10 protein-coding genes are annotated in these 13,976 nt (G+C 70.7%); all 10 read right to left on the bottom strand.

The window, feature by feature from the left end; translation table 11 throughout:
• Positions 1-165: 165 nt before the first annotated feature.
• A complete protein-coding gene (locus tag BLU79_RS00355; RefSeq protein ID WP_093903513.1) occupies positions 166-1,020 on the bottom strand; it encodes an isocitrate lyase/PEP mutase family protein in 855 nt (284 codons plus the stop codon).
• Between the two features lie 97 nt (positions 1,021-1,117).
• Entirely contained in the window at positions 1,118-1,918 is an 801-nt protein-coding gene (locus tag BLU79_RS00350; RefSeq protein WP_093903512.1) for a thioesterase II family protein, read from the bottom strand.
• Complete coding sequence (locus BLU79_RS00345; protein ID WP_177000812.1) at positions 1,915-3,027, bottom strand: C45 family autoproteolytic acyltransferase/hydrolase; 1,113 nt, start codon at positions 3,025-3,027, stop codon at positions 1,915-1,917. The genes BLU79_RS00350 and BLU79_RS00345 overlap by 4 nt, the downstream gene beginning before the upstream one ends.
• On the bottom strand, positions 3,024-3,638 hold the full coding sequence (locus BLU79_RS00340) for a GNAT family N-acetyltransferase (protein WP_093903510.1): 615 nt from the start codon (positions 3,636-3,638) through the stop codon (positions 3,024-3,026). The genes BLU79_RS00345 and BLU79_RS00340 overlap by 4 nt, the downstream gene beginning before the upstream one ends.
• Position 3,639: 1 nt before the next feature.
• A complete protein-coding gene (locus BLU79_RS00335) occupies positions 3,640-3,894 on the bottom strand; it encodes an acyl carrier protein (protein WP_256333081.1) in 255 nt (84 codons plus the stop codon).
• Between the two features lie 10 nt (positions 3,895-3,904).
• Positions 3,905-5,476, bottom strand: coding sequence for an AMP-binding protein (locus tag BLU79_RS00330; RefSeq protein ID WP_093903508.1), 1,572 nt, complete (start codon positions 5,474-5,476; stop codon positions 3,905-3,907).
• Positions 5,473-8,826: a non-ribosomal peptide synthetase gene (locus BLU79_RS00325; RefSeq protein ID WP_093903507.1), complete on the bottom strand. Its 3,354-nt coding sequence runs from the start codon at positions 8,824-8,826 to the stop codon at positions 5,473-5,475. The genes BLU79_RS00330 and BLU79_RS00325 overlap by 4 nt, the downstream gene beginning before the upstream one ends.
• The gene (locus tag BLU79_RS00320; protein WP_093903506.1) at positions 8,823-11,105 is read right to left on the bottom strand and encodes a class I tRNA ligase family protein; all 2,283 of its coding nucleotides are present in this window, start codon (positions 11,103-11,105) and stop codon (positions 8,823-8,825) included. The genes BLU79_RS00325 and BLU79_RS00320 overlap by 4 nt, the downstream gene beginning before the upstream one ends.
• Positions 11,102-12,214 carry an NAD(P)/FAD-dependent oxidoreductase gene (locus BLU79_RS00315; RefSeq protein ID WP_093903505.1) on the bottom strand — a complete coding sequence of 371 codons (1,113 nt, stop codon included), beginning with the start codon at positions 12,212-12,214 and terminating at the stop codon, positions 11,102-11,104. The genes BLU79_RS00320 and BLU79_RS00315 overlap by 4 nt, the downstream gene beginning before the upstream one ends.
• Positions 12,214-13,566: a lysine N(6)-hydroxylase/L-ornithine N(5)-oxygenase family protein gene (locus BLU79_RS00310; protein ID WP_093903504.1), complete on the bottom strand. Its 1,353-nt coding sequence runs from the start codon at positions 13,564-13,566 to the stop codon at positions 12,214-12,216. Before BLU79_RS00310 ends, BLU79_RS00315 begins: the two co-directional genes overlap by 1 nt.
• Positions 13,567-13,976 lie beyond the last annotated feature (410 nt).

The following is a 13,976-nucleotide window of genomic DNA, read 5'->3' as shown; positions in this document are numbered from 1 at the left end:
GGCCTTCCGGCCCCGGCCTTCCGGCCCCGGCCTTCGGGGACCGCCCTTCCGGCCCCGGCGTCCGGAACCGGCCTCCACCCGAGGCGTCCGGCCCCAGCCTCCGGCCCCGGCCCTCCAGGACCGACCCTCCACAAGCACCCCAACCCCCAACCTCGTTCTCCCGGCTCAGGCCCCCGACCCGCCCCCGCACGACATCCGTTCGTTGGCCTCGCCATAGGCCAGGGCCCCCTCGACGAACGCGAACGTCCCGTGGTCCCGGACCTCCAGCGCCGCCCCGAGGAACCCGCCCAGCGCGGCCCGTGCGAAGGCCGAGCCGACGCTGATTCGGCGGGCGCCGCAGGTGGACAGTTCGTCCACGGACGCTGTCGCGCCCACGCCCGCGAGGACGTTCAGCGGCTTGCCCACCGCCGCGCGGACCGTGCGGATCGCGTCGAGGTCGGGAAGGGCGGGGGCGTACAGGACGTCCGCACCCGCCTCCTCGAAGGCTTGGAGCCGGGCGATGGTGTCCTTGAGGTCGGCCCGTCCGTACAGGAAGTTCTCGGCACGGGCCGTGAGCGTGAAGGGGAACGGCAGGGCCCGGGCCGCCTCGACGGCCGCGGCGACCCGTTCGGTGGCCTCGGCCGCGGGGCGGATCGGGTGGTCCGGGTCGCCGGTGGCGTCCTCGATGGAGGCGCCGACCAGCCCGGCCTCGGCGGCGAGCCGGATGGTCTCGGCCACGCCTTCTGCGGAGTCGGCGTAGCAGCTCTCCAGGTCGCTACTGACCGGCAGCGGAGTGGCCGCCACGATCGCCCGGGCGTTCTCCAGCACCTCGTCGCGCCCCACCAGGTTGGCGCCGTCCGGCCGGCCGAGGGAGAGGGCGAGACCGGCGCTGGTCGTCGCGAGCGCCTGGAACCCCAGCTGCCACAGCAGGCGGGCGCTGCCGGCGTCCCAGGCGTTGGCCACCACGAAGGCCCGGTCACCCTCGTGCAGCCGGGCGAAGGCGACGGCCCTGCGGTACTGGTCATCCGGGTTGAGCTGCACGCGTCTCCTCCAGAGAGTGCTTCAGGTGTGCCTCTTGGCGCCTCTGTCTGTCGGCGCTTCAGACCTGTCTCTTCAACTCTGTCCCTTCAACGCCGCTCTAGATCACTTCGATGTGCCGATCCGCCTGTATCGCGTCGAGCAGCAGGTCGGTCACGGCCTTGGGGCTCTTGTCGCGGAAGTAGAAGTGACCGCCGTCGACCCAGTGCAGCGTGGGCGGGACGCGGCACTCGTCGTGCCAGGGCCGCATCTTCTCGGGATGCAGATAGGCGTCGTCGCGCCCGCCGACGACGGAGACGCTCACCTCCAGCGGGGCGGCCGGCCGGTAGCGGTACCCGGCGGCCATCCGGAAGTCGGCGATCACCCCGGGGAGCAGGAGGTCGAGCAGTTCCTCGTGGGCCATGACCTCCGGGGGAAGCCCCTCGAAGAAGCTCAGCTGCTCGGCGAACTCCCTGCCCTCCAGGGCGGCGAGCTCCCGTACCCGTTGCGAGGGCGCCAGGGCGGGGGCGGAGATCCCGGACACGAACAGGTGACGCAGCGTCGGCAGATCGCGGAGACGACGGGCGGTCTCGAAGGCGACGAGGCCGCCGAGGCTGTGCCCGAAGAGATAGACGGGGCGGTCGTTGTAGCCGGTGCGCCCGGTGCCCCCGGTGTCGCGCTCCTCGGCGAGGATGGCCGCCGCGGCGCCCTCGGCGAACTCCTCCACGGTGGGCCGGGGTTCGGACGCCCGGTGGCCGCGTCCGGGCGGGCACACGGCGACGAGCTGCGCCTCGCCCTCCAGTTCCGACCGCCAGGTGAGGAACGAGCGGGGATCGCCACCGGCGTGCGCGAAACAGTAGACGCGCGGCACGTCCGGTGGGCCGGAACCTGCGGTGATGAACCAGGGGGCAGGGTCGGTCATGCGGTCACCTTCGTCGTCGGTCGCGTCGGGGCGGGCTCGCGCAGCCGGAAGGAGCGGGTGCGTGAACGCGCCGGATCGCCCGGGCGCACATGGAGTTCACCGAGGTCCGGTCGCAGGACGACCGCCGCGACCGTGCGCTCCCGGCGGATGTCGCCGTTGCCCTCGACGCGGATCGGCGCTGCCGAGAGCAGCGCGAAGTGGTCCTCGACGCCCGCGTCGGACGGCAGTCGGGCCAGCTTCTCGCGGCAGGTGTCGAGTCGTAGCAGGGAGAAGTTCCGCGCGAAGACGTTGAGTTCGTCGCGCGGGGCGAAGCCGGGATGCAGGAAGTGGTTCGTATGCGTGGTCACGTCGGCCTCGGCGATCCGCAGCTCGTCCCCGAGGATCTCCACCCACGCCGTCTTCTCCCTGTCGCACAGGACGAGCGTGCGCGAGCTGGCCAGTTTCAGACCGCGCAGGATCTCGACCGCCTCGTCGACTCCGGAGGCACTGTCCAGCAGATGACGGATCGCGAGGTACGGCGGCAGGCCGGGACGCCACTCGCCGCCGAGCACGAGATTGAGTCCTACGGCGAGTCCGTCACTGTTGACCCCGAGGTAGCCCAGCAGTCCGCCGAAGCTGAGGACGAGGGTCTGCCGGGCCGACCCGGCCGGCGCCACGTGGATCACGCCGATCCGGTCGTCGAGATCGCCGTTGAGGTCGACGGTCTGCGCCAGCACGGGCGAGGTGCCGCCGCCGCTGCGGGCGTAGGTCGTGCAGTCACCGGCCGTCGGGATCCGCCGGTACCCCATGATCTCGCGGCGCAGCTGCAACAGCAGGGCCTCGTCCTCGCTGAGTCCGGCCCCGGCCGCCAGGCCGCGGATCTCGTCCGCCAGGCGCGGGGTCTGGGTCTCGATCTCGGCGCGGTGCGCGGCCAGCACGGGGCGCAGCGACTTCAGCGACATCGGCTCCGGCAGGATCCGGGCCAGCCGCGCCAGTCCGTCACCGACGAACTCGCGCAGGCTGTCGCCGAGTTGCGCACCGTGCAGACGGCCGCACTCGTAGGGCTCGCCGTGCACGCGGACATACGGCACCCGCAGCTCCGTGCCGGACTCTGTCCCGGTCGCGGTCATGACGGCTCCGGGCCGCTGGACACCTTGGGCCGGGTGAGCAACTGGGCGCGCACTCCGGGCCATTCACCGCGCAGCACGCTGTAGTAGATGGCGTCCCGGCGCCGGCCGCCCGGCATCGGGTTGAAACTGCGGAGCGTGCCCTCCTCGACGGCGCCGATGTTGCGCAGGCCCTTGCGCGCCTGGAGGTTGAGCACGTCGGTCTTGAACTCGACGCGCTCGGCGCCGAGGTGCTCGAAGGCCTGCTCCAGCATCAGGAACTTCGCCCAGCGGTTGATGCCCTGCCCCTGGAACTTCGTGCCGAGCCAGGACCAGCCGATCTCCAGCCGGCCGTCCGCCTCGGCGATGTTGCAGAAGCTCATGCTGCCCGCCGTACGGCCGGTCGGCTTGTCGATGATGTGGTAGACGACGCGCCGGCCGGCGTCCTGGTCGGCGAGAGCCGCGTCGAAGAAGGCGTCGAATTCGGCGTCCGTCTCGATCAGCATCACGAAGTAGCGCCAGATCTCCGGGGACATGGCGGGCTCGCGCAGCGCCTCGCGGTCCTCGGGAACGATCGGGCGGAGCAGGACGTGGTCGTTGTCCAGGGTCGTCCTGGCCAGCTGTGCCCAGGTCATGTCAGGCCACCTCTCCGGCGTGGCGCGTCAGCGCCTCGGTCACATCGCGCAAAGTCGTCATCCCGGCGACATCGGGTTCGGTGAAGCTCGCCAGGCTCACCCCGGCGTCGTCGCAGGCCGACATGAGGAACAGGACCTTGTTGAGGGACGTGAGCCCGTAGCCGTCGGCAAGGTCGGTGTCGAGGTCCAGGTCGTCGGGCGCGGGGCCGGACTCCAGGACCTGGGCGAGGTTCTTCCGCGCCACGTTCTCGATCATGGATCGGGTATCAGACTGCATGGATGCTTCCCCGGGTGTCGTGGATCGCCGTTCGGTAGGTGTCGAGGATCCGTCCGCGTCTGGGCTTGAGCTGCGAGGTCAGCAGACCGTTCGCCACGGTGAACCGGCCGCGCGCCACCACGACCCGGTGGATCTGCTCGTCCGCCCCGAACGCCGCGTTGGTGCGGGCGAGTTGCTCGGCGATGGCCGCCCGCTCGTTGTCCGCCCGCTCGCTGTCCGCCCCGACCGTGCCGCCGGCCGGAGAGACCACGGCGACCAGGCGCGTCTGGTCGGGGCAGAACAGCACGCACTCCTCGATGGCCGGATGCGTCCTCATGTGCTCCTCGATCGGCCGTACGGCGATCTTCCGGCCGTTGTCCAGCACGATGACGTCGTCGGCGCGGCCGTGGATGTAGAGGAAGCCGTCGTCGTCCAGGTGGCCGATGTCATTGGTCCGCACGGTCCCGTCCGCGCCGAAGACACGTTCCGACACGCCCGGCGGCGCCTGCTCGTAGCCCTGGCACACGGGATGGTCGCCGCTCACGTGGATCACCCCGTCGGCGTCCAGCAGCACCCGCTTGCCGGGCAGGACGCGTCCGACGCTGCCCTCACGGTGGGCGCCGGGATGGTTCTTGGCGACGATGCAGGTCTCGTTGAGCCCGTAGCCCTCGAAGATCGGCAGCCCGAGCCGGTTGAAGAGCCCCAGCGTCCCCGCGCTCGCCGGGGCCGAACCGGTCCACAGATAGCGGATACGGTCCCCGAACAGCCTTCGGGCGGCGGCCCGTTGCTCGTCCTCCCCGGCGTCGGGGCCACCCGCCTGCGCCTCGATGTGCTTGCGTGCCGTCTCGAAGAAGCCCGGCACGCCCATCACCACCGTCGGCCGGATCTGCCGCAGGGCCGGGAAAGCGGCCTCGTAGGTGCTGATGGTGACGTCATGGCCGAACCGGAGGGCGGAGTACGTCCAGTACCGCTGCTGAAGCACCGACAGCGGGAGGAAGACGAAGACGTTGTCGTCCGGCCCGTGCGCGAACATCTCCTGGACGGCCAGCAGATCGCTGTCGATGCTTCCGACGCTCGCCGTGAGCGTCTTGGGTTCGCCCGTGCTGCCGGAGGTGAGCTTGAGCGACGTCGCGTCCTCGGGTGTGTAGACGACCGGCGGCGGCACGCGTCCGGCCTCCTGCTCGGCGGCCATGCGCATGACGCCGCCGAGGGGCCTGACGCGGGATCCGTCCGGGCCGTCGTCCGCGACGCGGTCGGTGAACAGCAGCCGTAGCCGGTAGCGGTCCAGCAGGGCCGGATCGGCCGTGGCGAACTTCGCCGGGTCGAACCCGACGGTCATCGCCCCCAGCCGCAGCGCGGCGAGGTCGAGCACCACCCATTCCAGACAGTTCCCGGCGAGGATGCCGATCCGGTCCCCTCGGGCGAGTCCGAGGTCACGCAGCGCGCAGGCGAGCCGTCCGGCCCGGTCGTACAGCTCGGTGAGGTCCAGGGTCTCGATGCCGCCGAGCCGGAAGAAGGAGATCCGGTGGCCGGTCCCGGGAGGCCGGGCGACGATGTCGTTGATCACCGACGATCCGGTCATGTCGCCTTCCCCTCCCGCTCGTTGAGGGAGGCCCCGACCCGGCTCGCCATGGTCCGTACGGTGTCGACCTCGGGCAGCCGGTCCAGCGTGATGGTGAGGCCGAACGCCTTGCGGACACCGGTGAGGATGCGCGCTGCCGCCAGGGAGTCACCGCCGAGGTCGAACAGGGTGCGGGTGACGTCGAGTTCCGTCTCCTCGATCCGCAGCACCCTTGCCCACACGGCGGCGACCTCGCGTTCCAGCTCCGTGTCGGGCGCGGCGACACCGGCGGCCGACGGCTCGGCACTACCGGCCGTGAGCAGCAGCCTGGCCCGGTCGACCTTGCCGTTCCTGGTCAGCGGCAGGCTGTCGTGCCAGTGGACGGCCGCGGGAACCATGTAGTACGGCAGCTGCCGCCGCAGTTCCTCGCGGATCCACTCGGCCTCGGGGCGCTGCTCCCCGGCCGGCACCAGATGGGCGGCGAGCCGGCTGCCGTGGTCCCCGTCCTGCCGTACGACGACCGCCCGGGCCACCTCGGCCAGGGCCGTCAGCCGGGTCTCCACCTCCCCGGCCTCGATGCGATAGCCGTTCACCTTGATCTGGAAGTCGCTCCGGCCGAGGATGTCGATCTCGCCGTCGGGCAGATAGCGCCCCAGATCACCGGTCCGGTAGCGGCGTTCGCCGCGCACCGGGTCGTCGACGAAACGCTCCGCCGTACGCGCCTCGTCGCCCCAGTAGCCCCGGGCCAGGCCCGCGCCGGCGGCCCAGATCTCACCGGTCACCCAGTCGGGCACGTCGAGGCCGAACTCGTCCAGCACATAGGCCCGGTTGTTCGCGTTGGGCCTGCCGTACGGGATGCTGCGCGAGCCGTCCTCGTCCTTGCGGACCGGGTGCAGGATGTTCCAGATGGTGGTCTCCGTCGGTCCGCCGAGCGAGACGACCTCCAGGTCGGGCCCCAGCCCGCGCAGCGCGGCCGGCAGCGCCGGAGGGATGCGGTCCCCGCTCATCATCACCAGCCGCAGCGCGGCCAGCGCCCCGGATCCGTCCTGTCCCTCGGCGACGGCCTGGTCGTGGAGGAGGGAGACGATGGCGGGAACGGAGTTCCAGACGGTCACGCCGGTCTCGTCGCAGCGGCGCAACCAGTGCGCGGGGTCGGCCGCCTTGTCCGCGTCCGGCAGCACGACGGCCGCCCCGGTGCTCAGGGCACCGAAGACGTCGTAGACGGACAGGTCGAAGGTGAAGGCGCTGACGCCGAACAGCCGGTCGGCGGGCCCGACATGGAAGCGGGCGGTGCAGTCGGCGACGACGTTGGCGACGCTCGCACGGCTCACCATCACGCCCTTGGGGGAGCCCGTCGTCCCCGAGGTGTAGAGGACGTACGCGAGATGATCGTCGTCATCCGCGCCCGGCACCGGTCGCGGATCGGGCGGCGCGGTGGGCGGCAGCGGCCGTGTCGCGTCGAGGGTGAGCACGTCGCGACCGTCGTGCACGCCCTGGAAGTCGTCGGAGTTGGTCAGGATGTGGCGCACCCGGCCGTCGTCCAGCATGTAGGTGCGCCGTTCGGCAGGCAGTGCGGCGTCGATCGGCAGATAGGCGGCGCCGGCGAGCAGCGTGGCGAGAATGCCGACGATCTGCTCGGGTCCCCGGTTCATGACGAGACCGACCAGCTCGTCGGGGGCCGTGTTCCGCTCGCGTAGCCAGGCCGCCGCGTGTGCCGCGTGCCCGTACAGCTCCGCGTAACTCAGCGTCGTCGTACCGCTGATGACGGCCGGCGCGTCGGGGGTGTGCTCGACGTGGGCGAGGAAGGAGTCGGTGAGGGTGCCGGGGGCGGGCAGCGGGGCGGCCGTGTCGTTGGCCGCCTCGCGGCGGCGCCGCTGGTCGTGGGGGAGCAGGTCGAACGTGGTCGCCTGCCATGCCTCGTCCGTCAGCAGGACTTCGAGGAGCCGCTGGTATCCGGCGACCAGGTCCTCGACCATTCCGTCCGGGAACAGCTCGTCGACGCTGTCGAACTGCACGACCACACCGCCGTGTTGCTCGAACGCGGAGACGTCGAGCCACACCTGCGGCGTCTGACTGGACGTGAACACCTCGGGGCCGAACAGCTCCAGCGTCGAGCCGTCCACGTCGGCGTGTACATGGCCGAGGGCGCTGTTGAACGTGTACGGCATCTGGGCCCGGGCGGCGTCGCCCCCGCGCCGGGCCAGCTCGCGCATCACCTCGATACCGGTGAAGTGCCGGTTGTCCAGCTCCTTGCGCAGCCGGGCCTGCAGGGCGCGGGCGCGGTCGGTGAAGCGGATGCCGCGATCGACCTCGATCTCGACGAGCATGGTCTCGCAGAAGTTCCCGACCGCGTCGAAGATGCGCGGGTGGATGGGCGGACGGTTGGCCACCGTGGTGTTGATCGTGAAGCGCGATCCGGCGCCCCAGGCGGCGAGCGTGTCCGCGTAGACCGCGAACAGCAGCGCGGAGGGCGTCAGTCCGGCGCCGGCGGCACGGGACTTGAGCGCGGTCCACGACGCCTCGGGCAGCCGGGCGAAGCGCGCGCTGAACCGGGGCTCGGCGATCGACGAAGGGCTGGTCCGCAACGGCAGGTCGGGGCATGGGGCGAGGTCGTCCAGCCGCTCCAGCCAATGGGCACGGGCCCGCCGGGCAGGGGCGCGCGTGCGGGCGGCCTCCAGTGCCGCGACGTACGCCTCGTACGAAGCCTCCTCGGTGGCCTGGGCGTCCCGGGTCGCGGCGCCGTCGTCGGCGTAGGCGGACCACCAGTCCCGGAAGAACAGGAACATGCTGGTGGCGTCCATGATCAGGCCGTCGTGGTCGACGTGCAGGACCATGCGGTCGTCGGCCAGGATCGTCACGTCCGCAGCCAGCAGCGGCGCCCGGTCGGCGGGGAGCACGCGGTGCGACCGCTCCTCGCGCAGGGCGCGCCTGCGCTCCCGCTGCACGTCCTCGCGCTCACCACGCAGGTCGATCCGGTCGATGCGCACGTCGACGGCGTCCTCCTGCAACTGCCGGCCGTCCGCGGTGAAGCGGGTGTGCAGCACGCCGTGCCGGGCGACGACCGCCTGCAGTGCGGTCTCCAGCCGGTCGAGGTCCCAGACGCCCTCGATCTCGTGGTAGACGTGGCTGGCCACGTTGCCGATCTCGACATGCTCCCCGCGCCCGAGGAGATAGCTCTGCTGCAGGCCGGTCAGCGGGAAGCCCGCGGACACGTCGAGGTGGGCGATCAGTTCCGCCTTGTGCGCCCTGATCCGGCCGAGGAGTTCGGCGTCCATACGGTCGCGCGGTCCCTGGAGCTTGAGGTCGGTGCCGGCGGCGGTGAGGGACAGGCCGCGGGCCTCGAGGTCGCGGAGCACCTGCACATGGCTCATGTCGTCACCTCCTGCACGGCGGCGACGGCGTCGGGTTCCGCGCCCTCCAGGATGACGTCGGCGAGTTCGGCGACGGTCCGCTCACCCAGCAGGTCCTCGATCGGTACGTCGGCGCCGACCTGCTCGGTGATCTGGTACTGCAGCGCGATGGCCTGCAGCGACTCCATGCCGATCTGGACGAGTGAGCTGTCGTGCACGGACGCGTCGGCCGGTAGCCGCAGGGTCTCGCGCACCAGGCCGCTCAGCCAGGGGAGCAGCGGCGACGCCTCTTCCCGCGGTTCGGCTTCCTGTGGGTCGGCGAAGAACTCCCGGCGGGCCAGGGCGACTTCGGTTCCCGCGCGCACCAGGGTGACGGTGTCGGGCCACTCGGCCGGCGGGGGCCCGCCGAGCGCCTCGGCCAGGCGGGCCGCGAACCTGGGCATGACGGGGGCGGCACAGGTGGCGAGCAGGCGGGCGGCGGCCAGTTCGAGGGCGACGGCCGTACGGGTCTCGTCCGCGTAGCTCTCGACGTCCGCCGCCGGGGCCTGACGCCGGGAGAAGACCGTGACGTCCTCGACGATGCCGTTCAGCGCCTCGGCCGCCTGGTTGAGCGAGAACCCGTCCTGTCCCAGGCTGCCGGTCAGCTGCGCCAGCCGGGTCTCCAGCCGGGCCAGGAACGCCATGTGCTCGGGCGTCCAGGTGCCGGCGTCCGGGGCGGTGTTGCCGTAGCGCTTCTCGACCCGGTCGCCGAGGCCGGTCAGCCAGCCCTGCCAGTTGCCGATCAGGGTCTGGCGTACATAGGTCTCGTAGGCGGCGAGTTCGAAGTTGGTGCGGCGGCCCTCGGGGCGCGTCAGCGCGAGGTAGAAGCGGATCGAGTCGACCGTACGGGGGCCGAGGATCTCCTTGCCCTGGATGACGTGGCGGCGGCTGGTGGAGAACTTGCTGTTGTCGAGCAGGTAGAACTCGTTGATGTGGTAGTCGATGTCCGGTGTCCAGTCCGGGTGGGCGAGCCGGTAGAGGGCCGGGATGAACATGGGGTGGAAGAAGCTGCCGTCCGAGCCCAGGAAGTGGACGATCTTCCAGTCCTGTTCGGGCTTGGCCGCCGTCCAGGAGCGGCCGAGGCCGTCGCCGAGCGCCTCGATGCCGTGGAGGATGCTGAAGGCGTAGTCCAGCCATGACCAGATGACCTGGCCCTCGACCGCCGACCCGGCGGGCGGTACGCCCCAGGTGGCGGGGTGGGTGACCGGGATGTCGAGGTGCTCGCGGCGGGAGAGCCGTTCGGCCAGCTCCTTCACCGGGGCCGGGACGCGGCCGAGGCGGTGATGGGCGGCGATGTCCTTCGCGAGTTCGTGCAGCGGCAGGGTGTAGCGGGTGACGGTGCCCTCGCGGGGCGGGGCGTCGGAGGCCGTGGAGCGTGGATCCGTCAGGTCGGTGCAGACATTGGGCTCCAGGCAGGACTCGCAGACGTTCCCGCCGGTGTCGCCCGCGCAGGTGGGGCAGCGGCCGGTGACACCGGACTCGTACAGATAGTCCCCGGTCTCGGCGTCGAAGAGGGCGGCGCCCGCTCGGGGGGCGACCGTGCCGGAGTCGGTGAGGCGGGAGAAGAACGCCCTCAGGGCGTCCGGATAGGCGTCGTCCCGGCTGGTCGCGGTGTACTGATGGATGTCGATGTCCATCAGCCGGAGGGTCGCGAGGATCTCGGCGCTGTAGTGGGCGGCGGTCTCGGCGGGTCCGCGTCCCTCCCGGCGGGCGGCGGCCACGACGTAGTTCTGGTAGTCGTCGCTGCCGGTGAGATGCCAGGCGTCGGCGCCGAGCATGCGCTGGAAGCGGACGAAGACGTCGGCGCCGAAGAACGGGCCGGACAGGTGCCCCAGGTGCAGATCGCCGTTGGGGGTCGGCGCGGAGGAGAACACGAATAGCGGACGGGTTCCGAAGCGGCGGTGGCCGGTGTCACCCGCCGCGCGCACCGCCCGTCCGGCGTCGCGCCAGTAGAGGCTGAGCAGCAGCAGCCCGGTGTCGCCGGTGTTCTCGACGGTGTGCGTCTCGAAGGGCTCGAACTGGACGACGGTGCCGGCCCGCACCGCGTGACGCCCGGCGTCGACGGTCAGTTCGCCGGTGCCCGAGACGATCACCCAGGTCTCGGTCTCGTCGTGCTGGTGGGCGTCCGACCGGGCACCGGGTTCGACGCTCACCCAGGCGGCGGCGACACCCAGCCGTGCCGCGGCACCGGTGTCGAGGGCGGTGACGTCGATTCCGTACGACTTCTGTAACTCGGCGGTGGAGTAGGTGCTGATCTTCACGGCTGGCTCCTTCGGTTCTGTGCCGGACGGGGCCGGGGCTGCGGCAGGCGCAGCAGATCGACGGCGTCCGAGGCGATCGCCGGGGCGAGGCGGTAACCGGATCCGCCCGCGGCGCCGGCGAAGACGACGCGCCCGTCGGCGTCCAGTGCGCGTATCTCGGGCTCGCCGGTGCTGCCGTACGCGTCGCAGAACACCCGCCCGGACAGGGCGCGTTCGGCGAGGTCGGGGGCGAACCGGCGCAGGCTCTCCCGCGCTTCGACAGCGTTGTCGGCGGAGAGCCCGTCCGCCGTCGCCGCGGGATCGACGTCCCATTCCCGGCAGGTGTAGCTGAACAACCAGTGCCCCCGCTCCGGCAGCGGCAGCAGGAAGGCGTCCTCGTCCTGGAAGACGACCGCGCGGTCGCCGTCGGCCGGCGGGCGGTCGACGTGGAGGGCGATGATCTTCTTGACCCGGGCGCCGAGCGGGGCGACGAGGTCACGCCAGGCGGGCGCGGCGAGCCAGGGTCCGGGGGCCAGGACGACCTGACGGGCCTTCAGCGTCTCGCCGGTGCTCAGCCGCAGTGCCACGCCCGCGCCGTCCACGGCGTCGTGGGCATCCGGGTCGACCGCCTCGACGCCGACGCCCTCGCGGAACGTCACGGCGTGGCGCAGTTCCCGTGCCAGTGCCTGGACGAGGCCGTACACGTCGGCGTACTGGGCGCCCTCGCAGGTGAAGACCTGGGTGCTCTCGGGAAGGCGGATGCCGGGTGGGCCGCCGGCCGGGCTGTCCGTCCGGGTCAGCCGGGCGCTGTCGAGGTAGATCTCCCGGAGCCTCGGCTCGTCGGCCGCCGGGGCGACGACGGACAGGGCGATGCGGTGGATCGGCAGCGTCGGGTCGAGGACCTTGAGTTTGTCGTAGTGGTCCTGGCTGTACCGGGCCATGCGCCGGACGCGTTCCGTCGCACCGCGCGGGCAGTGCAGCCCGGCCGAGCGCCGACTCGCGCCGCTGCCGGCCGTGTCGCGGTCGAGGACCACCACGGAGGTTCCGGGTGCGCGGGCGGTGATGTGCCGGGCGATCAGACAGCCGACGATTCCACCGCCGACGACGGCGACGTCGGTGCCGCGCGGCATCAGAGCCCGCCCAGCTCGTCAGCGGGGGGTTTGGCCGACCATTCCACGAAGGAGGGCAACTGTTCGTCGGAGCCCATGCCGACGATCCGGTCGAAGATCCGCCGGCTGCGCCAGGCGGTGAGACTGAGGTTGGGATCGGCCAGGCCGCGCTGTCCGCGGGCGGCGTTCTGCATGAAGATCATGCGGTTCTGGGGCCCGTCCCACTGGACGGCGAAGTCCCGGTCGATGCGGTACTCGTCGCCCTCGCGTTCCAGGCGGTCCGCGATCGGTTCGAGGAAGTCCGTCGGCGCGGGACGGAAGCCGGTGGCCCAGACGATGGCGTCCACGTCGACGTACTCGACGGCGTCGGCACGGTCGTTGTGGCTCATCCTGATGGTCCATCCGCCCGACTCGTCCCCGGTCACCTCGGTGACGCCCCGGTTCGGCAACAGCGCCACGAGGTCCTCGGCGCCATGGATGAAGCGGTGCTCGTAGCAGCGCTGGTAAATCTGCCGCAGCGTCGATTCGGAGATTCCGTCGCTGCTCAGCACATTCCGCTCATTGAGGGAGTTCCGGGTCGCCCGATCCAGTCCGAAGAAGTAGTCGGCGTAACTCGGAACGTAGTACTCATTGGTGAACGGGGAGTCGTCGATGGGGAAGTAGTTTCCCCGTCGCGATATCCACGTCACCCGCCTGGGTAACTCGTTGGGTGGCCGCGCTATCAGATCCAGAAAGGCTTCGGCGCCGGACTGGCCGCCGCCGACGACGGCGACTCGTTTTCCGGCCAGATTCTGTGTCTCGTCATTGAAGTCGGAGACATGGAACTGAGTCGGACCGAGCTTGCCCAGAGCGGCTTCCGGAACCCAGGGACGGGTGCCGACACCGACGACTACATTCTCCGCTTGCAGGGTGCGGCGGCTGGTGTGTACAACAAAGGAATCGTCGAATTCGACGGCAAGTACTTTCTCGCCGAATACGACGTTCTGGTTGCGGCGGCTGGCCCACTGGAGGTAGTTCCGGAACTCCAGGCGCGGTACCGCGTCGTACTGCGCGTTGATGAAGTGGTAGATCTTCCCCTGGTCGTGCAGATACGACAGGAAGGAGAACCGGTTCGTCGGGTCGGACAGCAGGACGAGGTCCTTCAGCAGCGAGACCTGCAGCGATGCGCCGGGCATCTGCTGGCCGTCGTGCCAGCCGAACTGGTCCTTCTGGTCGAGGAAGAGGTTCGGGACCCCCGCTCGACCGTGCAGCAGTGAGGCCAGGCTCAGGTTGGCCGGGCCGACCCCGATACCGAGGCAGCGGTAGTACGTCGTTTCGCTTTCCGTGGTGCTTTCCGTGGTACGTGTACTGCTTTTTGCGGCAGATTTTCCCACGCGCTAACACACTCCCAGCACGGACGTGACTGACCATCTGGCGGAATTCTGTGGTTATGCGGAGCACTGTCCCCGGACAGCGCTACAGAACAGCCCCCGCGCGATCAGAAGGATCGGCGCAGCAAGAGCTTATCGACAGATGCTTTTCAGTGGGTGGCTGCTACACATGATCGAGGCCGGATAGTTGACATGCGACAACGGTCGAAGTCGCAGTTCGACGGCTCATGTTCACGCGTTCCCCGTTCGCGTTTCGCTGTGCGTTTGCCTGTTGTTCGCGGCTTGCGTCGGCCCCGATAAGGCCCTGGTCAGAAGCCGTCCCGGCCGTGGGGTGATCACCGAGATTGGTGATCTCTTTTCCCCCAAACGCCAGTTGAAGCTATCACGGACGCTATCGAGTGCCAACCATGACC

The organism is Streptomyces sp. cf386 (genome assembly GCF_900103585.1).
GTDB lineage: Bacteria > Actinomycetota > Actinomycetes > Streptomycetales > Streptomycetaceae > Streptomyces.
The sequence above is the reverse complement of the archived record's forward strand: the minus strand, read 5'-3'. Positions and strand labels throughout refer to the sequence as shown.

Coding starts and splice junctions, on each gene's coding strand:
- BLU79_RS00350 (WP_093903512.1), bottom strand. CDS start 1,918: ATGACCGACCCTGCCCCCTGGTTCATCACCGCAGGTTCCGGCCCACCG.
- BLU79_RS00345 (WP_177000812.1), bottom strand. CDS start 3,027: ATGACCGCGACCGGGACAGAGTCCGGCACGGAGCTGCGGGTGCCGTAT.
- BLU79_RS00340 (WP_093903510.1), bottom strand. CDS start 3,638: ATGACCTGGGCACAGCTGGCCAGGACGACCCTGGACAACGACCACGTC.
- BLU79_RS00335 (WP_256333081.1), bottom strand. CDS start 3,894: ATGATCGAGAACGTGGCGCGGAAGAACCTCGCCCAGGTCCTGGAGTCC.
- BLU79_RS00330 (WP_093903508.1), bottom strand. CDS start 5,476: ATGACCGGATCGTCGGTGATCAACGACATCGTCGCCCGGCCTCCCGGG.
- BLU79_RS00325 (WP_093903507.1), bottom strand. CDS start 8,826: ATGAGCCATGTGCAGGTGCTCCGCGACCTCGAGGCCCGCGGCCTGTCC.
- BLU79_RS00315 (WP_093903505.1), bottom strand. CDS start 12,214: ATGCCGCGCGGCACCGACGTCGCCGTCGTCGGCGGTGGAATCGTCGGC.